General features: G+C 70.9%; 17 protein-coding genes, 1 tRNA gene and 1 pseudogene. 6 read left to right on the forward strand and 13 right to left on the reverse strand.

The window, feature by feature from the left end; all coding sequences use genetic code 11:
- Positions 1-267: 267 nt before the first annotated feature.
- From ACFTZC_RS04345 to ACFTZC_RS04365, 5 genes and pseudogenes are all read right to left on the reverse strand, one after another.
- Positions 268-1,984: pseudogene (locus tag ACFTZC_RS04345) on the reverse strand (relaxase/mobilization nuclease domain-containing protein).
- Positions 1,985-1,988: 4 nt separating this feature from the next.
- Entirely contained in the window at positions 1,989-2,540 is a 552-nt protein-coding gene (gene mobC / locus ACFTZC_RS04350; RefSeq protein ID WP_382886667.1) for a plasmid mobilization relaxosome protein MobC, read from the reverse strand.
- Between the two features lie 327 nt (positions 2,541-2,867).
- Positions 2,868-3,707 carry a DUF2637 domain-containing protein gene (locus tag ACFTZC_RS04355; RefSeq protein WP_382886669.1) on the reverse strand — a complete coding sequence of 280 codons (840 nt, stop codon included), beginning with the start codon at positions 3,705-3,707 and terminating at the stop codon, positions 2,868-2,870.
- Positions 3,708-4,085: 378 nt separating this feature from the next.
- Positions 4,086-5,396, reverse strand: coding sequence for a DUF3631 domain-containing protein (locus ACFTZC_RS04360; protein WP_382886671.1), 1,311 nt, complete (start codon positions 5,394-5,396; stop codon positions 4,086-4,088).
- A gap of 233 nt (positions 5,397-5,629) precedes the next feature.
- Positions 5,630-5,860, reverse strand: a complete 231-nt coding sequence (locus tag ACFTZC_RS04365; protein ID WP_382886673.1) for a hypothetical protein — start codon at positions 5,858-5,860, stop codon at positions 5,630-5,632.
- A gap of 93 nt (positions 5,861-5,953) precedes the next feature.
- Here ACFTZC_RS04365 and ACFTZC_RS04370 point away from each other — a divergent pair, with 93 nt between their 5' ends.
- Both ACFTZC_RS04370 and ACFTZC_RS04375 read left to right on the forward strand, forming a co-directional pair.
- Positions 5,954-6,634, forward strand: a complete 681-nt coding sequence (locus tag ACFTZC_RS04370; protein ID WP_382886675.1) for a helix-turn-helix domain-containing protein — start codon at positions 5,954-5,956, stop codon at positions 6,632-6,634.
- 5 nt (positions 6,635-6,639) lie between these two features.
- A complete protein-coding gene (locus ACFTZC_RS04375; protein WP_382886677.1) occupies positions 6,640-8,262 on the forward strand; it encodes a tyrosine-type recombinase/integrase in 1,623 nt (540 codons plus the stop codon).
- A 128-nt stretch (positions 8,263-8,390) separates the two neighbouring features.
- Here the strand turns inward: ACFTZC_RS04375 and ACFTZC_RS04380 are convergent.
- A tRNA-Thr gene (locus ACFTZC_RS04380) sits at positions 8,391-8,464 on the reverse strand.
- A 203-nt stretch (positions 8,465-8,667) separates the two neighbouring features.
- Between ACFTZC_RS04380 and ACFTZC_RS04385 the strand changes: the two genes are divergently transcribed.
- From ACFTZC_RS04385 to ACFTZC_RS04395, 3 genes are all read left to right on the forward strand, one after another.
- Positions 8,668-9,792 (forward strand): sn-glycerol-3-phosphate ABC transporter ATP-binding protein UgpC, encoded by a 1,125-nt coding sequence (locus ACFTZC_RS04385; protein WP_365813745.1) that lies wholly within the window; start codon positions 8,668-8,670, stop codon positions 9,790-9,792.
- 279 nt (positions 9,793-10,071) lie between these two features.
- The gene (locus ACFTZC_RS04390; protein WP_382886680.1) at positions 10,072-10,494 is read left to right on the forward strand and encodes a hypothetical protein; all 423 of its coding nucleotides are present in this window, start codon (positions 10,072-10,074) and stop codon (positions 10,492-10,494) included.
- A 55-nt stretch (positions 10,495-10,549) separates the two neighbouring features.
- Complete coding sequence (locus ACFTZC_RS04395) at positions 10,550-11,266, forward strand: nucleotidyltransferase family protein (protein WP_365813742.1); 717 nt, start codon at positions 10,550-10,552, stop codon at positions 11,264-11,266.
- A 104-nt stretch (positions 11,267-11,370) separates the two neighbouring features.
- Here ACFTZC_RS04395 and ACFTZC_RS04400 read toward each other — a convergent pair whose 3' ends face one another.
- The 7 genes from ACFTZC_RS04400 to ACFTZC_RS04430 all read right to left on the reverse strand — a co-directional run bounded on the left by ACFTZC_RS04400 (position 11,371) and on the right by ACFTZC_RS04430 (position 18,813).
- Positions 11,371-13,128, reverse strand: a complete 1,758-nt coding sequence (locus ACFTZC_RS04400) for a DoxX family protein (protein WP_382886682.1) — start codon at positions 13,126-13,128, stop codon at positions 11,371-11,373.
- 195 nt (positions 13,129-13,323) lie between these two features.
- Positions 13,324-14,274 carry a 23S rRNA (guanosine(2251)-2'-O)-methyltransferase RlmB gene (gene rlmB, locus ACFTZC_RS04405; RefSeq protein WP_382886683.1) on the reverse strand — a complete coding sequence of 317 codons (951 nt, stop codon included), beginning with the start codon at positions 14,272-14,274 and terminating at the stop codon, positions 13,324-13,326.
- Between the two features lie 125 nt (positions 14,275-14,399).
- Positions 14,400-15,800 carry a cysteine--tRNA ligase gene (gene cysS, locus ACFTZC_RS04410; protein ID WP_382886685.1) on the reverse strand — a complete coding sequence of 467 codons (1,401 nt, stop codon included), beginning with the start codon at positions 15,798-15,800 and terminating at the stop codon, positions 14,400-14,402.
- A gap of 167 nt (positions 15,801-15,967) precedes the next feature.
- Positions 15,968-16,372 (reverse strand): PPOX class F420-dependent oxidoreductase, encoded by a 405-nt coding sequence (locus tag ACFTZC_RS04415; RefSeq protein WP_382886687.1) that lies wholly within the window; start codon positions 16,370-16,372, stop codon positions 15,968-15,970.
- Between the two features lie 166 nt (positions 16,373-16,538).
- The gene (gene ispF / locus ACFTZC_RS04420; protein WP_382886689.1) at positions 16,539-17,111 is read right to left on the reverse strand and encodes a 2-C-methyl-D-erythritol 2,4-cyclodiphosphate synthase; all 573 of its coding nucleotides are present in this window, start codon (positions 17,109-17,111) and stop codon (positions 16,539-16,541) included.
- Positions 17,101-17,847 (reverse strand): 2-C-methyl-D-erythritol 4-phosphate cytidylyltransferase, encoded by a 747-nt coding sequence (gene ispD, locus ACFTZC_RS04425; protein WP_365813791.1) that lies wholly within the window; start codon positions 17,845-17,847, stop codon positions 17,101-17,103. The genes ispF and ispD overlap by 11 nt, the downstream gene beginning before the upstream one ends.
- A gap of 483 nt (positions 17,848-18,330) precedes the next feature.
- The gene (locus tag ACFTZC_RS04430) at positions 18,331-18,813 is read right to left on the reverse strand and encodes a CarD family transcriptional regulator (protein WP_003953493.1); all 483 of its coding nucleotides are present in this window, start codon (positions 18,811-18,813) and stop codon (positions 18,331-18,333) included.
- Between the two features lie 694 nt (positions 18,814-19,507).
- Between ACFTZC_RS04430 and ACFTZC_RS04435 the strand changes: the two genes are divergently transcribed.
- The gene (locus ACFTZC_RS04435) at positions 19,508-20,176 is read left to right on the forward strand and encodes a DUF461 domain-containing protein (RefSeq protein WP_382886691.1); all 669 of its coding nucleotides are present in this window, start codon (positions 19,508-19,510) and stop codon (positions 20,174-20,176) included.
- The last annotated feature ends 57 nt before the right edge of the window (positions 20,177-20,233 follow it).

A 20,233-nucleotide genomic window follows, 5' to 3' on the forward strand; every position in this document is an offset into this window, starting at 1 on the left:
GCCGAGAACGGGCAGTGGGCGTATCAACGGTTGGGCCGGTCACCATGCGTGGTGACCAGCCCAACCGTTGATACGCAGGCGCCTCTTCGGCGGTTGCCACCGGGGGCAACACCCACATGCCATGGCAGCGGCCGTCCGCGCGGATTCCGGCGTACGCGGCTCGCACCAGCGCAGCCAGTAATGCGGGTCCACACCTTCCGGGGCTCACAGGCGCCCTGTCGTTTCGGGCTGCTGGCAAGTCTCTGGGGACCCGGCTCTCCTGTCGGGTCAGCGTCGGTGGCGGCGGCTCGGCTGGCTCGTTGGCGCTGCGGTTGTCCTCAGCTGAGCGGCAGGGGAAGGGGCGCCCAAGGCCGATGCTCTGATGCTTCGCAGCCGGGCTGCCTCGGCGCGGCGATTGGGTGCGGGGTTGCGGCTGGTGTGCTGGATGCGGGTGATCAGGACGCGGGCCGGTTGGCGGGCTGTGCCGAGCTCTCGGCTGGCGGCCGCCTCTTGGAGGAGCTGGTGGGGTTTGTGTCCGCTGGCTTCGGCGTCAGCGAGGACGGTGGCGAGCCCGGGCCAGCCGGGGTCGGTAAGGATCCGCTCGGCGTGTTCGGGAACGGCCGCGCGTACGTCGTTGGCAAGAGTGCGGCGGATCTTTTCACCCGGGCGCCGGGCTTCGAGTTCGGTGAGCGTCGGAGTGAGCGCGGCGTCGGCTGCCGACTGAAGGTGCTGGACGGCTTGGCGGGCAGCGTCGGCCTGGTGGGCGTGGCCCTTGGCCTCGTGCCAGCGTGCAGCGAGGATGGTGGCCCAGAGGAGCGCAGCGGTCAGGGCTGCAAGGGCGCTGCCGCCGGGGCCTGTGGCGGTGTGAGTGATGTCGCGGGCCGCGTTCCGTAGGGCGTGGGCGGCGCGGTCCTCGGCCCTCACCTGTGACCGCTGGGCACGGGCGAATGCCGTACTGGCTGAGCGCAGTTGGGCACGATGGTCGGCGGGCGCTGCCTGGGCGGTGGCTTCGATCAGTTCGCCCAGAGCGCTGATGTTCGCCTGTGTCCGTGCGTCCTCGTCGGCCCTCGTGGTGGTGGTCTCTGGGTGGAGGGTGTCGAGGGCGTCGGTGGCCTGATGCCAGGGGGTGGTTGGCCGGTCGCGACGGGCTGTGGGGTGTTCCTCCGGTGCGCTGGTCTCCAGGCGCGTCTTGAGCTTGGGCAGGGTGAGGTCGGGGGCGATCTTCCCGCCGGGGTGGTAGATCTGCTCGCCCTCCTTGTTCAGGTCGCCGGGGCGACCGACGGCGTAGCCGAGTAGGTCTCCGGAGGGACCGCGGCGGGGCTTGACCAGGATGTCGTCGGCTTCGAGGTAGGCGAGGAGTTCCTCGGCACTGGTGGCGTGCGGGACCGCGGCGCGGATGCGGTCCTGCAGCCACTCGCGGCTGGTCTGCTCCCAGCCGAGGCGCTCGGCCTTGTGCATCTCGGCCTGGGTGGGGCGACGCTCGGCGGTGCGGTCGCCCTTCCGTAGGCGGCGCAGCCCGTAGTCCTTCTCTATCTGACGGCACTCGTTGCCGACGCGGATGCCGCTGTCGTGGAGTTTGGGGCGGCGGCCGTCTTCGCGAACGGTGGTGGCGAGGATGTGGATGTGGTCGTCGGCGTGGCGTACGGCGATCCAGCGGCACGCCGTCAGGGGCGATGCCTGCTGCCTGGACGATGCGCTGGGCGATCTCGCCCCACTCGGTGTCGGAGAGATGACGGTCTTCGGGTGCGGCGCGGACGGGGCAGTGCCAGACGTGGTCGATGACCTTCTTACCGAACTCGCTGTTGCGCAGGCGTACGGGCTCGTCGAGGTAGCGGGCGAGCTGCGTGAGCGTGGTGTCCTGGTCGCGGCCGGGGTCGGGCATGCCGAGCATGGCGAAGCCGGTCACCAGGTGCGGGTCGAGGTGTTCGTCGTGACGGCCGGGGCCGTAGAGGTAGGCGAGCAGACCGCGGGTGTTGGCTCCGGTCGGTTTGATGGCGGCGATCATCCGGTCAGACCTCCGTCGGGTCAGTGGGCCGGCGCAGGGCTTCGGCGATCAGGGAGAGCAGGTGGTGGAGTTCGTCGAGGCGCTGACGGATGTCGGGCGGCGTGAAGTCGCTGTTGAGCGCGCGGGCGATCTGGTTGACATTGACGCCGGTGCGGTTGAGGGCACGCAGGACCTGGGCGCGGAACATGTGGGTTCGGCGTCGGTCCTCGGACAGGGGAAGGTTCGCGGTGAAGCGGCCGTCGATGAAGGCCAGGACGATGTCGGCGGCGAAGCCGGATTCACCCTTGTAGCCGTGCTCGACGGCGGCTTCCTGGAGGGCGGCGTGCTCGACGGCGGTGAAGCGCAGCGGGCCGACGCGGACGGTTCGCTTGGTGCCGGTGAAGCGGCGGATCGCCGGCTGGGCGCTCTGCACATCGCGCTCGCTGGCCGTCGGCTCAGCGGTGGGCGTGGGGTGAAGGATCTGCTGCTGGACGGTACGGAGCTCGTCCGGGTCGGGGCCGCCCTCGGCCCCGGCCTCCCGGTCCGGCACCCCCTGGCGCCGGTCCGTCTCCGCCACCCCCGGGGCGGAGGCCCCCGAAGACCGGCCATAAGTCGGACTCGGGCTACTACTGGCTCCGCCAGGAGCCGTCCCTCCGCCAGGAGCCGTCCATCCGAACGCCCGCCGCAGACGTTCCAGGGGCGTCATCGGCTTCGTCGTTGTCTGCGGCTCGTCCCGGTTGCTCTCGGGGTGGTGCGGGTCGTACGTCACGGTCGGTTCTCCGAAGTAGTGCGGGCGGGGCGGCGGCGAGGGTGACCGTCGCCCCGTCCACAGGTGTGGACATGGGGTCGGGCGGCGAAGACCAGGGGCCGGTGGGCGCATGGGTTACGACCACCGACCTAGTGGTCAGCCGTTCTTCGGCCCGGTGCTGTTCGCGGTGGCGAGTTCGGCCCGGAGGGTGTTCATCACCTCCGTGAGTCGTTGGCCGCCGACCGTAAGTCCCTTGGCCCGTACGGCCCGCTGTACGGAATCACGGGTCAGCCTTCCTTCCTGGGCCGCGGCAACTCGCCCGATCTCCACGAGCTCTTCGAGCGTCGCGCCGGCCGGTCGCCCGCTGCGTGACCCGCCGCTCGGCTGCGGCTGCCCTTCCGCCCGCTGAGCGGAAGTAGCCACCGGAAGTTCGACGGAGGGGTCGGGGTGCTGATCGGAAGTCCCGGCCGACGCTTCGAGCAGCGGGGCGGGCTCTGCCCCGGCGTCGCTGGTGGACCGGTCGACGAGCTGGTGGATCTGCCGCATGAGTACGGCGAAGGCCAGCAGGGCTGCGGTCGGGGGCACGGCGGCGACGACGTAGTCGAGTACGGGCACGGGGCCGGGTCGACCCGTGCCGCTGACTCCGGCCACGTTGAGCGCGATGGATCCGACCGATCCCGTGGCCGTGAGGACGACGGCCCAACCGTCGGTGACCGCGCGGAGGCCCGCCCTGAGCATGAGCAGTTCGCCGGCGACGATGAACGCGTCCAGGGTCGCGGGCCACGCCCACTGCCGTGTGGGCGAGCCGCCCAGGCCGTGCCGTCCGGCGACCTCGGCGAGGTGGGCGTAGGAGAGCCAGAACCCGGCAGCGGTCAGGGCCACGATGACGACCCCGGCGGCGACGAGCGCGTACCGCTCGGCGGCGCGCTTGGCCGACTGCGGGCGGTAGCGATCCGGGTCGGGTGTGCGGTGGGAGGTGAGAGCGGGGAGGGACAAGCCGGGTACTCCTGTGGTTCGTGGTCTGTTGATCCGTCTTGGCCGTCTCAGCCGTTGCAAGGCCAGGTCAGGGCCGGGACGGCAGCCGTCTCGCCGAGCCGTCCCGCACGGTGGGCGGGGCGCTCCGCGCCCCCGGCGGCCGGGACGGCTCGGCTTCGGTGTGCCGTCCCGGCAGGTGCAGCTCTGGCCTGCGGCGGTACGGCGGGGACGGCTGGGACGGCTGGGACGGCACAAGACGGATCTGGTCGCCGTCCGGGGACGATCACGCCGTGTCGGGCCGCGTATCCGTCTTGGCCGCGTCTTCCGTCTTGCGCGCAGGCCGTCTGACCTGCGGAATCACGGCAGGGACGGCAGGAACGGCATTCGGGGCAGTGGGGCTCAGCCTGCTTCGGGCGTGCTGGCCGCGTGGTCGACGGGGTGGACTGTGGGGCAGTAGCGCCGCCACGCGTCGAGGAACTTGTTGCGGGTGTATCCCTTGCGCTGGGTTCCGTCGGCGAGGCGGACGTTGCCGGGCTTGATGCCGAACTCACGCAGCAGGTCACCCAGGTGGCGGGCCGTGAGCCCGTCGCGTCCCCACTCGGCCCAGGGGCCTTCGGGGTCCTGGCGGAGGAGGCGAAGGATGTCCTCCGTGGTGAGGCTGTCGGGCTCGCGCTGCGCTGCGAAGGCCCTGCGGATGTCGGTCAGGATCCGCGCTCCGCCGGGCTGGTCCTCCTCCACCTCGACCTCGGTGGCGACCATCCGACCGCATGCCGTACGGGCGAGGCGGGGCCAGGGCCCTGCGGCGAGGTCCGCGATGATGACCAACGGCTCCCAGGTGTCTGCGGCCCGGTCCTCCACCGGCATCTCCGGCTCCCGCTCCGCCGCGACCTCCAGGTGCGGCTTGGTCCACTCCGCTATCCGGTCCCGCAGCTCGTGCAGGACCGGGATGTCTCGACGCGAGCGGAACGGCTTGACGTACTCGCCCTCGGCCCGGCGCCGCATGCGGACCACCACGGCCCGGTCCATGATCGTGTCCGGCAGGTCACCGATTCCGGCCAGCGCCGCCATCGCGAACGTCGCGAACCGGTGCGGAGTGTGATCGTTGCCGACGACCCGGGTGACGTAGCGGTTGCGCTGGTGGCCGGCGTTGAGCAGGCCACGCATCTCCTCGTTCTTCTCCGCCATCTTCGGGGTGCCGAAGATGGTGTCCGCCTCGTCCACCAGGAGCGTGGGCGGTTCCTCCGTGATCGACCGGAAGACCGCGGCCGGCGTGGTGTTGATGGTGATCATCGGCTCGTGGACCGTCTCGGTCAGCACGTCGAGAAGCCGCGACTTGCCGCACCGCTTCGCCGGGCCCACCACCGCCAGCCGCGGCGCGTGCTGCCAGGCGGGTTGCAGGTGCGTCGCAGCCACCCAGAGCGTGACCGCGTCCAGCGCCTCGGCGGAGGGCAGGATCACGAACTTCGCGATCTGCGAGCGCAGTTCCTCCAGCAGCACCGAACCTGCCGTCGGCTCCGGATCGGCGATCGGCTCCGGCTCGGGTGCCAGCTCTCGGGCAGGGGCCACTGCCGTGGCTGCCCGCTGATCGCCGTGGTCGGGGCACTCGCGGGCTTCGTCGTCCTGGAGCTGGGCGGGCCGTCCGGGTACGGCGACCGCCGGCCAGGCGGGCTTGTCGGCTTCGGAATAGGGGTCAGCTCCCGCGTGTTCCACGGGGCGGCTCCTCGTCTGGCGGTGGCGGGCTTGCACGCCCTGGCCGCCGGGTTGGTTCTTCACGGGCCGTTCGGGGTTGCTGGGGCCTCCGGCGTTGCACCGCCGGGGGCCCGTTCGCGTCTCGCGGGCACCGGGTGATCGCGAGGGACCACGGACAGTACGTCCACGCCCCGGCACAGTCCAGCGTTTCTGTGTCAGCTCAGCGCAGAAGTACCCACGCCGCGTTCGCCCCGTCATGCGGCCAGGCCCAACAGGTTCAGCAGGTCGGCGGTCACCACCCGGTAGGCGTTGCCCAGCCGGAGCACCTTGCACGGGTACTGGCCCCGCTTGGCCAACTCGTACCCCTTGCTCCGCCCCAGTCCCAGCGCCCGGTTGCCCGTCTCCAGGTCAACGGAGACCGGCAGACCGAGCAGCTCCTCCCGGCTCATACCGTTCGCCCGCCCGAGGGCCTCGTTCTCGCGCATCCACGCTCCATCCATGACAAGCCGTCGGCGAACACGGCAATCGCGTCCGTCTCCAGGCCAGTACTTCCAGGATGATCGAGCTAATGTGTCTTCATGACACAACGCGGATTTCATCATGGTGAGGACGAGGACGACGTCCCCCTGTGGGAGGACCAGGTCATGGCGACCGTGGCCGGCGAGGTACGGAGACGAAGGAAGGAACTGCGCATGAGCGCCCAGGACCTGGCCGACCGGTGCACGGACATCGGCCATCCGATCCCCCGCAACGTCATCGCGAACATGGAGTCCGGACGCCGCGCCACCCTGCCCCTCGTCGACGTCATGGTCCTGGCCATGGCCCTGGACACCCACCCGATCTGCCTCATCTACCCGGTCGGATACGTCGACGACGTCCAGCAACAACCCCTGGAGGATCCCCGGTCCACCTGGGACGCCATGCAGTGGTTCACCGGCGAGGGCCCCAAGGCCCTGGACACCGAGTCCGTGATGCTGCGCAACTTCCGGGCGCACGCCAACTATCACCAGGCCGCGCTCACCGCCCTCAGAGGCGAGGACTACGAGCGCTGGAAGGTCAGGACCGCGAACAACCCCGCGATGCACGCGGAGGCCCTGCTCGCCCAGGAGGACTACGCCAGTCAAGTCGCCCACGCCATGCACGGACTGCGTAACGCACGAGCCCACATCCGGGAAGACGGCGGCACACCTCCGTACCTCGCACCCGAACTCTCCGACGCCGAAGCGCCGGAGGACTTTCCCGACACCACCGAGGAGTAAGGCATTTGAAGGGCTCCACCTACCGCCGCTGCTCCTGCCGCAACCCGAAGACCGGCAGGGAACTCGGCACCACCTGCCCCAAGCGCAGCACCAGGAACCACTGCACGTACTCCATACGCCAGGAGCTACCCTCCCGCCAGGACGGCAGCCGACGCTCCTTCGCACGGGGCGGCTACAGCAGCCTCAAAGCGGCTCAGGCCGACCTCGACCACGTCCGCGCCCTCCTGGGCCTCGCCAAGGCCGACGACCCCGAGGGCACGGAGCTGATCGCCGCCATGCTCGCGGAGGTCAGCAGCGAAAAGGGACCCCTGCCGGAGGTCGAGGAGACCCGGCGGCGGCTCAACTCCGGCCAGGACCTCATCGGCAGCCTGACGGTCGCCGAATGGCTCGACCGCTGGCTGGCCGGCAAGCGGATCCGCAAGTCCGGCCTGAACCGCTACGAGACTGACATCCGCGTCCATCTCAAGCCGCACATCGGCGGCCGGCGTCTCGACCGGCTCCGCGTCAGCCACCTCAGCGAGATGTTCACGGCTATAGCCGATGCCAACGCCGAGACCCTGGAGCAGAACGCCCAACGGCGATCGGCAGTCGAGGAGCTGGCGGCCGTCCCGTGGAAGGGATTGGAGAATCGCGCTCGCCGTAAGGCTCTCAAAGAGGCGATCGACGCGATGCCGCCCTACCGCCGCGCCACCGGTCCCTCCACGCGCCAGCACGTCAAGGCCACCCTCCGCGCCGCCCTGAATGATGCGATCGGCCAGCAGATCATCACGTTCAACCCGGCAGCCCACGTCGAGATCGACGCGGCGCGTAAGCCGAAGGCCCTGGTCTGGACGGACGAACGAGTCGCCAAGTGGAGGCAGACCGGCGAGAAGCCCTCCCCCGTCATGGTCTGGACGCCTGAACACACCGGGGCCTTCCTCGACTTCGTCGCCGACGACCGGCTGTACGCCATGTGGCACCTGATCGCCTTCCGCGGCCTGCGCCGGGGCGAAGCCTGCGGCCAGCCCTGGTCGGAGACCAACCTCGACCGGCACTCCCTCACCGTCTCGGGGCAGCTCGTCCAGGACGGCTGGGACGTCGAGGCATCCGAACCGAAGACCGACAGCGGCTTCCGCGTCGTGGCCCTGGACGACGACACCGTCGGCGTCTTGGAGCGACACCGCGAGCGGCAGACGGCGGACCGCGAAGCGTGGGGGCCGGCCTGGGTGGACACCGGACTCGTCTTCACCCAGGAAGACGGCTCCTGGCTCCACCCCGGCAAGGTCACCGACCACTTCGAGCGTCTCGTCGTGGCCTCCGGCCTGCCGCCGATCCGGCTGCACGACCTCCGCCACGGAGCAGCCACGCTCATGCTCGCCGCCGGAATCGACGTGAAGATCGTCTCCGACACCCTCGGCCACAGCGACACCCGCATCACGCGGGACATCTACCAGAGCGTTCTCCCTCACGTCGGCAAGAGCGCCGCCGAGGCCACCGCCAAGCTGGTCCCGCTCCAGCGCAAGGCCGAGGCGGAGAAGATCGCCCGGAAGGCGGAGGAGGCCGCGAGGAAGGCGGGGAAGGCCCGGAAGAAGGCCCAGCGCGCCAAGAAGAACCCGAAGAAGCCCAAGCGGACGAAGCACGCGGCGTAGGACTCGCCGGCCCTCCGCTCACGCATCGCTCACGCAGGTCATCCTCCGTAGGCCAAACCCCCCTCCATGATCCACCGTCACAAAGGAAAAAGCCCAGGTCACGGGCTGTGTGACCTGGGCTTTACCTGAGCCCCCTGTCGGATTCGAACCGACGACCTACGCATTACAAGTGCGTTGCTCTGGCCAGCTGAGCTAAGGAGGCGCGTCCGAGAAGTGTAACCGGACCCGATCACCGGGCCGCCGGAAATTTCGTGCGTACGGGAGTGCTGACAGATCGCGGAACGGCGGGTAGCGTCACGGGAAGTTCACCCACGTGGACTAGACCCATCTTCCGCCCCGGCGGGAGACCCATTCCTTTACTCGGATCGTCCGGCACGTTCCTGCCGGTGAGGGGACAACATCGCCATGGCTACTGTCTCGTTCGACAAGGCAACCCGCGTCTACCCGGGCTCCACGAAGCCCGCCGTCGACCAGCTGGAGATCGAGATCGAGGATGGCGAGTTCCTCGTCCTCGTCGGTCCCTCCGGTTGTGGCAAGTCGACCTCCCTGCGCATGCTCGCGGGTCTTGAGGACGTCAACGGCGGCGCCATCCGTATCGGTGAGCGTGACGTCACGCACCTGCCGCCGAAGGACCGGGACATCGCGATGGTGTTCCAGAACTACGCGCTCTACCCGCACATGTCCGTCGCCGACAACATGGGCTTCGCGCTCAAGATCGCCGGCGTGAACAAGGCGGACATCCGCAAGAAGGTCGAGGAGGCCGCGAAGATCCTCGACCTCACCGACTACCTGGACCGCAAGCCGAAGGCGCTCTCCGGTGGTCAGCGGCAGCGTGTCGCGATGGGCCGCGCCATCGTGCGGGAGCCGCAGGTGTTCCTCATGGACGAGCCGCTGTCGAACCTCGACGCCAAGCTCCGTGTCTCCACCCGTACGCAGATCGCCTCGCTCCAGCGCCGCCTCGGCATCACCACGGTGTACGTGACCCACGACCAGGTCGAGGCCATGACCATGGGTGACCGCGTCGCGGTCCTCAAGGACGGGCTGCTCCAGCAGGTCGACTCGCCGCGCAACATGTACGACCGGCCCAACAACCTCTTCGTCGCCGGCTTCATCGGCTCCCCCGCCATGAACCTGGTCGAGGTGCCGATCACCGACGGCGGTGTGAAGTTCGGCAACAGCGTCGTGCCGGTCTCCCGCGAGGCGCTCTCCGCCGCGTCGGAGAAGGGCGACAAGACCGTCACGGTCGGTGTCCGCCCCGAGCACTTCGACATCGCCGAGGAGGGCGGCACCGAGGGCGCGCTCTCGAAGGACGCCCCGGCCGGTCTCGCCGTGACCGTCAACGTCGTCGAGGAACTGGGCGCCGACGGTTACGTGTACGGCACCGCCGAGGTCGGCGGCGAGTCCAAGGAGGTCGTCGTCCGGGTCAACGGCCGTGCCGTGCCGGACAAGGGCGCCAAGCTGCACGTCGTGCCGCGCGCGGGCGAGACGCACGTCTTCTCGACCTCGACCGGCGAGCGCCTCACCGACTGATCCGGTCGAACCGGCCGATCCGGCCGATCCGGCCGATCCGGCCACAGAGGTTTGGAGTTCGGCGCGCCCGCGCCGGGCTCCGGCCCGATTTCCTCCGCACGGCCCCGTACTCCGGTGCGGGGCCGTCGGCGTATCCTGTCGTTCGGCCGCAAATACCCCCGCACACCGGGCATTTCAGATCGGTCGCGTCAACCCTCGATTCGAAAAAACCGATCGAACCGTCCCTCAAGCGAGTGACTAAATGTCGCCAAATCATCACTGACCGCTACGCTCGCCTGCGTGACCCACACTGCCCGCCGTATCGGCCGAACTCTCGCATTCGTACTGCCCGTCGTCCTGGTGCTCTCCGGGACCCTCGCGGTCGCCCGTGTTCCGTGGGCGACCAGCACCACCGAGTCGCAGGTCCTGACGGCCTCCTCGGACACCGCCTCGGTACAGGCCACGTCCCGCGCCCCCCAGGACGTTCTCCGTGACCAGCTGCTCACGGAGCTCCAGGAGAAGGATCCGGGGATCGCCCTGACGCACCTCCAGCGGCAGGTCGAGGAGCGCCCGTCGCTCGCGCGGCACTGCATCTCGATCGCCCGCGCGCTCGGACGCGCGGCGGTCGCCGTCTACGGCCCGACCCGCGCGCAGTCGTTCTCCCGCCCCGTGTGCGACACGTCCTTCGCGTACGGCGTCTCCGAGCAGGCCACGGGGAGCTGATCCCGCGCACCGGCCGCCCGCACACCGGCCGGCCGGCCCGCCTATCGTTCACGGCATGCATACGTATCCGACGCAGGCCGTGGTACTCGCGGGCGGCCAGGGCTCTCGGCTGCGGCCGTACACCGACGACCGCCCCAAGCCGATGGTCGAGATCCCCGGGACGGGGACCCCGATCATCGGCCATCAGCTTGCCTGGCTCGCCGCCGAGGGCGTGACCGATGCCGTCGTCTCGTGCGGCCATCTCGCCGAGGTGCTCCAGAAGTGGCTGGACTCGGCCGACCTCCCCCTGCGGGTCACCACCGTGGTGGAGGAGGAGCCCCTGGGGCGCGGCGGCGGCCTCAAGCACGCCGCGGCCGGGCTGCCGGACCCCGGGCGGCCCTGGTATGCCACCAACGGCGACATCTGGACGCGCTTCTCGCTGCGCGAGATGGCCGCCTTCCACTTCGAGCGCGACGCGACCGCCACCCTCGCGCTCGCCCGGCCGCGGATCCCCTGGGGAGCCGTCGAGACCGACGAGTTCGGGCATGTCCTCGACTTCATCGAGTCCCCGCCGTCGCCGTATCTCATCAACGCCGGTGTGTACGTGTTCTCCGAGGACTTCCACGAGCTGCTGCCCGACCGCGGCGACCACGAGCGGACCACGTTCCCCCGGCTGGCCCGGGAGCGCCGTCTCGCGGGCTTCCCGCTGCCCCACGGGGCGTACTGGCGCGCCATCGACACCGCGAAGGACCTCACGGAGGCGGCGAAGGAGCTGTCCGGCGGCGCGCGCTGAGGCACGCGCCTCCGTTGAAGTGAGCGGCGGGGGCATGCGCGAGGGGGCGGTCACCCGGTCCGGGTGACCGCCCCCTCGTCGGGGCCGTCGGCCTGTCGGAGCCGTCAGCCGAGGAGTCCCCCGATGGGGTTACGGTTTCCGCCGCCGCTCCCGCCTCCGGAGGAGCCGGTGGCCGGCGCGCCGCCGTCGCCGCCGCCCCCGCCGCTCCCGTCGCCCGAACCGCCCGTGGAGGACGGTCCCTGGCTGCTGGACGGCGGCGGGGCCTGCTCGGCCGTACCGGGCGGCTCCTGGACCGTGCCCTGGGTCTGGCTGGGCTGCTGCTGTTGCCGCTGGGTCTGTCCGGTGCCCGTGCCCGTCCCCGTACCCGCCGTACCGGCCCCGGTGGTCGCGCCGCCGCTCTCCGGCGTCGTACCGCCGCCCGGCTCCGACTGCCGCGCCGACGGGCTGCCGGAGCTGGTCGCCGAGGGCTCCGACGACGTACCGCTGGTGGCGCCCGCGCTGCTCGGCGAGCCGGAGGCGCCGGTCGTGGCGCCGCGCTGGTTGCGCGGCAGCGGTACGCCCGGGAGCTGGTTGACCGGGTCGACGCCCTGGCCCGGCACCCGCACCAGGTCCGAGGAGCGTACGGCCCCGCCCAGCACCGAGCCGACCAGCAGTGTCAGCCCGATGACGACGCTTGCCACGATCGCGCCCCTGCGCAGCACGCGCCGCCGCAGGTCCCAGAGCTCGGAGCGCGGTCCGAGCGTGCGCCACGCCTCGCCGGCGAGCCGCCCGTCGACGGAGTAGACCGGCGCGCCCGCGATGATCAGCGGGGACCAGGCGGCCAGATAGATGATGTCGGGCGCGTCGTACGCCGGTACGGTCCGCCAGCTCACCGTCAGCAGCAGCGCGGCCGACAGCAGCGTCCCGACGGAGGCGGCGAGCCGCTGCCACAGGCCGAGCACGGTCAGGACGCCGACCACGATCTGGAGGAAGGCGACGCTGAGGCCCGCGCCGACCGGGTGCGAGAGCGCGAAGTCCCGCAGCGGCTCGGCCAGCGCCCACGGTTGCAGCGAGCTGAGCCACTTGACCATGGAGCCGCGCTCGCCGCCGTCGAAGTAGACGGGGTCGCAGAGCTTGCCCATGCCCGCGTAGATCGAGATGAAGCCGAGGAAGACGCGGAGCGGGAGCAGCACCACGCCGAGGTTCATCCGGCGGCCGGGGTAGTAGGCGTGCCGGACGGCGTCGGCGCCGCTCCGCTGGGGGCGCGGGCGCTCGTCGGTGTCGTACCCGAGATCGGTGTCGTCGGCGTAGGCGTCGTCGGCGGCGGTCCCGGGAGCGTAGGGCCCGCCCCGGCCGCCGTACGGTCCCGGGCCCGTGTTCTGCTCGGGCAGGTCGTACGCGCCGACCGCCTGGCGCATGGGCGGCAGCAGCGGCGTGGCCTCCGTACGGGGGCCGCCGACGACCGGGGTCGGCACGGTCGTCTCGGTGTCGGCGCCCGGCCTGAGCCGGGGAATGACCTGCGTGGCGCCGGCTTCGTACCGCTTCCCGGAGGGGGCGCGGAAAGCGCCCCCCGCCGGTGGAGCCGGTACCGGTGGGGAGTTCCGTACGGCCTGGAGCAGCCCGCTCGCGCCGGGGTCGCCCGGCGCGGACTTCCCGCTCCACACCACGGGGGCCCGCCTCCGTGGCGACCGGCCCGGCGCGCCGGGCGCCGCACCGGTCAGGGCGGGGATGCGCAGGGGGCTGGGGCGCTGAGGCGTTGCGAGCTTCACCCGGAAGCTGGCGTGGTTCACGATGACCTGCGCGGGATCGCAGTCCACCTTGAGCATGCTCAGCGGGGGCTGATCGTCGAACCCGGGCCGGGGCGTTCTGGTGTCCACACTCATCTAACCGAGTGACTTGTGTTTAGGACACTGCCTTGACGCGCGCGATATGTCCGAGACCCGTCAAGATCATCAAGCGGGGCCGTTCGGGGGACGCCCGGGCCGGACACCCCTCGGCCCCGGCCGCCCTGTCACACCCCGTCCGGCGCCCTCAGGCCCCGTCCGGTGTCAAGGCCCCGTCCCGCTCCCGCGGTCGTCTCAGACCCGGCGCCGCGACGCCTCGTACAGCACGACGCCCGCCGCGACGCCCGCGTTCAGCGACTCCGCGCCGCCCGGCATCGGGATCCGTACGCGGAAGTCGCACGTCTCGCCCACCAGCCGGGACAGGCCCTTGCCCTCGCTGCCGACCACGATCACGACCGGGCCGCCGAGCGCCTCCAGGTCGCCGACCTCCGCCTCGCCGTCCGCCGCGAGACCGACGACCGTGATGCCGGCCTTCTGGTACGCCTCCAGCGTCCGGGTGAGGTTGGTGCAGCGGGCGACCGGCGTGCGCGCCGCCGTGCCCGCCGAGGACTTCCAGGCACCGGCCGTCATCCCGGCGGCGCGGCGCTCCGGTACGACGACGCCGTGGCCGCCGAAGGCGGAGACGGAGCGGACGACGGCGCCCAGGTTGCGCGGGTCCGTCACCCCGTCGAGCGCGACGATCAGCGGGTCCTCGCCGTCGTCGAAGGCCGCGGCGGCGAGGTCGTCCGGGTGCGCGTACTCGTACGGCGGGACCTGGAGGACGAGCCCCTGGTGGTTGAGGCCGTTCGTCATCCGGTCCAGCTCCGGCTTGGGCGCCTCCATGAGGTGGATGCCGCCGCGGTCCGCCGCGAGCTGGAGCGCCTCGCGGACGCGCTCGTCGTTGTCGATGAACTGCTGTACGTAGAGCATCGAGGCGGGCACGCCGTCGCGCAGCGCCTCGAAGACCGGGTTACGGCCGACGACCATCTCGCTGGTGCCCTTGCCGCCGCGCCGGGCGACCTGGCGGCGGGCCGTCTGCTTGGCCTTGGCGTTGGCGACGCGGTTCTGGACGTGTCCCTTGCGGGCGGACGCGGGCGGCGTCGGGCCCTTCCCCTCCAGGCCGCGGCGTCGCTTGCCACCGCTGCCGACCTGCGCGCCCTTCTTGTTGGACGTACGGCGGTTCCTGCGCTGGCTGTTCCCGGCCATGACCTACCTGTTTCATTGCTTTCGTTACGCGGCTACGCGGCGCTTCAGCTGCGCGGCGTTCATACGTTTTATGTCAGGGTACGTAAGTGTGGCGCCCCGACCACCGGGCGGCACACTTCAGCAGGTCAGCGCGGTCCCAGAGTCCACCGCGGACCCGAGGGCCCGTCCTCGATGACCAGCCCGGTCTGCTGGAGCTGGTCCCGGATCCCGTCCGCCGTGCCCCAGTCCTTGCGGCCCCGCGCCGCCTCGCGCTGCTCCAGCACCAGGCGTACGAGCGTGTCCACGACGCCGTGCAGATCCTCGCCGCGGTCGGCCTCGCCGGCCCAGTGCGGGTCGAGCGGGTCCAGACCGAGGACGCCGAGCATGGCCCGTACCTCCGCGAGCCGGGCGACGGCGGCTTCCTTGTCGTCGGCGGCGAGCGCGGAGTTGCCCTGGCGGACGGTGGTGTGGACGATCGCGAGGGCCTGCGGGACGCCCAGGTCGTCGTCCATGGCCTCGGCGAAGGCGGGCGGCACCTCGGCGGCCGGCTCCACCACTCCCCCCGCCTTCTCCACGACCCGCTGGACGAAGCCCTCGATCCGCGCGAACGCGGACTCGGCCTCGCGCAGGGCCTCCTCGCTGTACTCGATCATCGAGCGGTAGTGCGGGGTGCCGAGGTAGTAGCGGAGCACGATGGGGCGCCAGTGCTTGACCATCTCGGAGACCAGCACCGAGTTCCCGAGCGACTTGGCCATCTTCTCGCCCTTGATGGTGACCCACGCGTTGTGCACCCAGTACTTCGCGAACTCGTCGCCGTACCCCTTGGCCTGCGCGATCTCGTTCTCGTGGTGCGGGAAGATCAGGTCGAGGCCGCCGCCGTGGATGTCGAAGGCCGGGCCCAGGTACTTGTGGGCCATCGCCGAGCACTCCAGGTGCCAGCCGGGCCGGCCGCGGCCCCAGGGCGTCTCCCAGGACGGCTCGCCCGGCTTGGCGGCCTTCCACATCGCGAAGTCGCGCTGGTCGCGCTTGCCGGTCTCGCCCTCGCCGGAGGGCTGGCGCAGATCGTCCAGGTCCTGGTTGGACAGCTCCAGATAGCCTGGGAAGGACCGCACGTCGAAGTAGACGTTGCCGTCGGCCTCGTACGCGTGACCGCGCTCGATCAGACCGCGCATCATCTCGATCATCTCGGTGATATGACCGGTGGCGCGCGGCTCGTACGTGGGCGGCAGGCAGCCGAGCACGTCGTAACCGGAGTTGAAGGCGCGCTCGTTCTCGTAGCCGATGGACCACCAGGGGCGGCCCTGGTCGGCCGACTTGGCGATGATCTTGTCGTCGATGTCCGTGACGTTGCGGACGAACGTCACGTCGAAGCCGCGGTGCTCGAACCAGCGGCGCATGATGTCGAAGTTCAGTCCCGACCGGATGTGCCCGATGTGCGGGGCGGCCTGCACGGTGGCGCCACACAGGTAGATCGAGACACAGCCCGGGACGAGCGGGGTGAAATCACGGATCTGCCGGGCACCGGTGTCGTACAGCCGAATAGTCACCCCACAAGGGTAGTGCGCCCGGGGCAGTGCCCCGCGACCCTTTGGGCCGACGGGACACCGAAGCGTGACATTGATGACCCGTCGGCTCCATGTCACGACGTCCGGGAACGTCCGGGAATGTCCGGGAGGGACCTCCGCGGGCGTCCGGCGGAGGTCTCCGCGGCGGCTCAGACCCTGCCGACGACCTTGCGGGGCGCGATACGGACGACGACGCGCTCGGCGTCGTTCGCGGAGTCCGGGTTGAAGTCGGCGTACGGCTTGCCCGTGTACTTCAGGGACAGCTCGTTGATCAGTTCCTGGCCGCCCTCGGTGGTGAGGGTCGCCGCGCCGCGGATCTCCGCGTAGGTGTAGGGGGCGTCGGCGGGCTGGACGACGACGGTCACCCGCGGGTCGCGGCGCAGGTTCTTCTCCTTCTGGCGGTCGACCGTCGTGGAGATCAGTACGTCGTCCCCGTCGCGCTTCACCCATACAGGTGAAACCTGCGGGCTGCCGTCCGGCTGGATGGTGGCGATGTTGACGAATACCGGGGTGTCGAGAAGCTGCTTGAGGTTTTCGGAGAGTTCAGCGGTCATGACTGCCTTCCTGCTGCCTGCTGCTGCCGGTTGACGCATACCGGACGATCATCGCCCAATCCGGTCACCCGCGCCGGTATTTCGCTCCGCTCGGGTCCTCGGTCCGCCGGTCCGCCGCTGCGTCCGGGACCTCAGCCCGCCCCGGACCGCCGCTTCGTCCGGGGCCTCAGTCCGCCGGGCCCGTACGGACCACCAGCGCCGTGGCGATCGCGGCCAGTCCCTCGCCGCGTCCGGTGAAGCCGAGGCCGTCGGAGGTCGCCGCCGAGACCGCCACCGGCGCGCCGACCGCCTCGGAGAGCACTCGCTGCGCCTCGTCCCGGCGTTTGCCGATCTTCGGCCGGGTGCCGACGACCTGAACGGCGACGTTGCCGACCGTGAAGCCCTCGGCACGGACGATCCTGGCCGCCTCCTTGAGGAGGGTCACACCGGGGGCTCCGGACCACTCCGGGCGGCCCGTGCCGAAGTGCGCGCCGAGGTCGCCCAGGCCCGCGGCGGAGAAGAGCGCGTTGCAGGCGGCGTGCGCGACCACGTCCGCGTCGGAGTGGCCGGCCAGGCCGGGGCCCTCGCCCTCCCAGAGCAGCCCCGCGCACCACAGTTCGCGGCCCTCCTCGAAGGCGTGGATGTCGGTGCCGATCCCCACCTGCGGCAGCGGCGGCACGGGCGCGGCGGGCGGCGCGGGGGGCCGGGGAGCGGCCGCTTCCCCGGCGCGCTCGGTAGCCTCGGGGCGCTCAGAAGCCATCGGTGAGCCTCCTCCGGGCGAGAACCGCCTCGGCCAGCACCAGATCCAGCGGCCTGGTCACCTTGAACGCCTCCTCGTGTCCTGGCACGACCACCACGGGTGCGCCGAGCCGCTCGACCATACCGGCGCAGTCCGTCGCCCCCTCGCCCACCTGCGCCACCGTCCGGTGCGCGCGCTCCAGCGTGGCGCGGTCGAAGCCCTGCGGGGTCTGTACGGCGCGCAGCAGGGCCCGCTCGGGTGTGGCGACGACCGGTTCCGGCTCGCCCTTCTCCCGCGGCTCGACCTGCTTGACGGTGTCGGTGAGGGGCAGCGCGGGCACGACGGCGGGTGCCCCGTCCCGTACGGCCTCGACCACGGTGTCCACGGTCTCGACCGGGACCAGCGGGCGGGCCGCGTCATGGACGAGCACGCTGGTGATGGCGTCGGGCAGGGCGTCGATGCCGAGCCGTACGGACTCCTGGCGGGTCTCGCCGCCGGGTACGACGAGGTAGTCGGTGCGCTCGGGCAGGGCGTGCGCGTCGAGCAGGTGCTTCACCTCGGGCGCGCCGTCCGGCGGTGCCACCACGACGACGAGCGAGACGGCGCGCGAGGCGGCCATCGCGCGGACGGCGTGGATCAGCATCGGTGTGCCGCCCAGCGCGCGCAGCGCCTTGGGGGCGCCGGGACCGAGCCGTACGCCCCGGCCCGCGGCGGGGATCACCGCGGCGGTGCGGTGGGGGCGGGGTTCCTCGGACATCGCGAGGGGTTCCTCAGACATCGCTATGCACTCCGGCGGGTTTCGTTCCGGCTCTTTGTTCCGGCTCTTTGTTCCGGTGTTTGATCGGGTCTTTGTTCCGGCAGGTTTGTTTCCGCGGCCGACATGGGTAGGGGCTCAGCGAGCCGGGCGCGACGCCTTGACCGGACCCTTCCGTGACCCATGGTCGAGACGGTCGCCGCCCCGGCCGCCCAGGGGCTTCGGCGTCGGATATTTCGGTCGTACGTCTCGAACGCACGACGCGCCGCGCAGGACGCGCGATGCGACATCCACGGGCACGCGGAGACACGAACATGCCGCAGTGCCCGACGACTCAGCTCTCCCCCAAAGCCGGCCAACGGGCACCACGGCATTCACTGCTTCACTTCACATCGCGCGTGCTGCGTACGTACTGGCTGCATACGTACTTCTGCGTACGTACCGGGTGCGTGCTGCCTGCGTCGCGTTCAGTTCAGGACTTCCGGTTCAGGACGCGAGGACCTCGTCGAGCAGAGCCTCGGCCTTGTCTTCGTTCGTGTTCTCCGCGAGAGCCAGCTCGCTGACAAGGATCTGCCGCGCCTTGGCGAGCATGCGCTTCTCACCTGCGGAGAGTCCGCGCTCGCGCTCCCGGCGCCACAGGTCGCGGACCACTTCGGCGACCTTGATGACATCGCCGGAGGCGAGCTTCTCGAGATTTGCCTTGTAGCGACGGGACCAGTTCGTCGGCTCTTCCGCGTACGGCGCCCTGAGCACCTCGAAGACCCGGTCCAGCCCGTCCTGACCAACCACATCGCGCACGCCGACGAACTCCGCATTGTCCGCCGGTACACGCACCGTCAAGTCGCCCTGGGCGACCTTGAGCACCAAGTAGGTCTTGTCCACGCCTTTGATCTGGCGAGTTTCGATGGCCTCGATCAGCGCGGCCCCGTGATGGGGATAGACCACGGTGTCGCCAACCTTGAACGTCATGTGACAGGTACCCCTTCCGTGGCTATCCAGGGTAACACGAGAATGGCATCTTCTGAATGGCGTTTTCGCAGGTCAGGGCGCATCTCGGGGCTTGACAACAGCGCCAGGAACGTGCTGCGGGCGGCTTCCGGAAGGGGGTATTCGCAGGTCGGAGCCGCTGCGCGGGGGCGCGGAAACGCCCACGTTACGCACCACGCGACCCCCTCAGAAGAGGACTAACGTCCCGTTTTGCCGGTTTCCGGCGGCGGAACTTCCCGTACCGCGTTCGGACGTCGGTCACTCGTACGAACGGAAGTACGGCGCGGGCGCGGCGGAAGTACGACGGAAGTGTGAGGGAATCCGAATTCGATCACCGTCGCACGCGCGACGGTATTCGTAAGGAATGCGGGACGGTCCGGAGAATTGATCACCGGATTTATGTGAACGGCGCGCGAAACGACATGCCGTTCCGCGCCACTAATCGATCATCGGCGGTGGCGGCGGGACGACCGGGAGCGAGCGGGAAACGCACCGGTGGCGCCGGGGGGCGGGTCGGGTGCGGGGCGGCGGAGGCGGCTCGGTAACCTGAGGGCGCCGACGCACCTTTGGCCCGTCCGGAGGTTCTCGGCCCGCTCCACGCACCACCGCGGTACGCGGCAGCGCACCGCACGCCCCAGCCTCCGTCCGTCCGTACGTCCTAGGAGTTGCCGCCGCCGTGAGCCGCAGCCTTCGACGCGGCGTCCTCGCCGCTACTGCCCTCGTGTTCCCGCTTGCCTCGCTCTCCGCGTGCGGCGCCGGCAACAACGCGCAGACGCTCGGCGTCAAGCCGGACAACGCCGCCACGACCGTCGAGAAGATCAGCCTCCAGAACATCACGGTGCTCACCCAGCCCGAGCCCGCCGCCGAGGGGCCCGCGGTCGTCACCGGCACCGTCTTCAACAACGACACGAGCGCGCAGACCCTCGACTCGGTGAAGCTCCCGGGCACCAGCGCCACGGTGAAGCTCACGCCCGCCAAGGGCTCGGGGCCGATCACCGTCCCGGCGCTCGGCTCGGTCCAGCTCGGCGGCGCGGGCAACGCCTCGGCGGTGGTCGAGAACGGCCGCGAGGCCGCGAAGAACGGCGACGCCCAGCAGGTCGTGTTCTCGTTCAGCAAGACGGGCGACGTGGGGCTGCGCGCCTTCGTCTTCCCGTCGGAGAGCTTCTTCACGGGCGTCGGCCCCAGCACCTCCCCGTCCCCGTCGGGCTCGACGTCCCCGGCGGCCGGTGCGCCGGGCGAGGACGCTGCGGGGTCACCGTCGGGCTCCCCGTCCGGCTCCGCCTCGACGGAGACCGGCACGGACGCGGGCACCGGCACGGAAGCCGACACGGGCACCGCCCACTAGGGCAGGCACGACGGCACGGCCTGTACGGCGTTGGCGCCGACCCGGAAACCCCGGGTC

It is taken from the genome of Streptomyces sp. NPDC056987 (genome assembly GCF_042673865.1).
Taxonomy (GTDB): domain Bacteria; phylum Actinomycetota; class Actinomycetes; order Streptomycetales; family Streptomycetaceae; genus Streptomyces.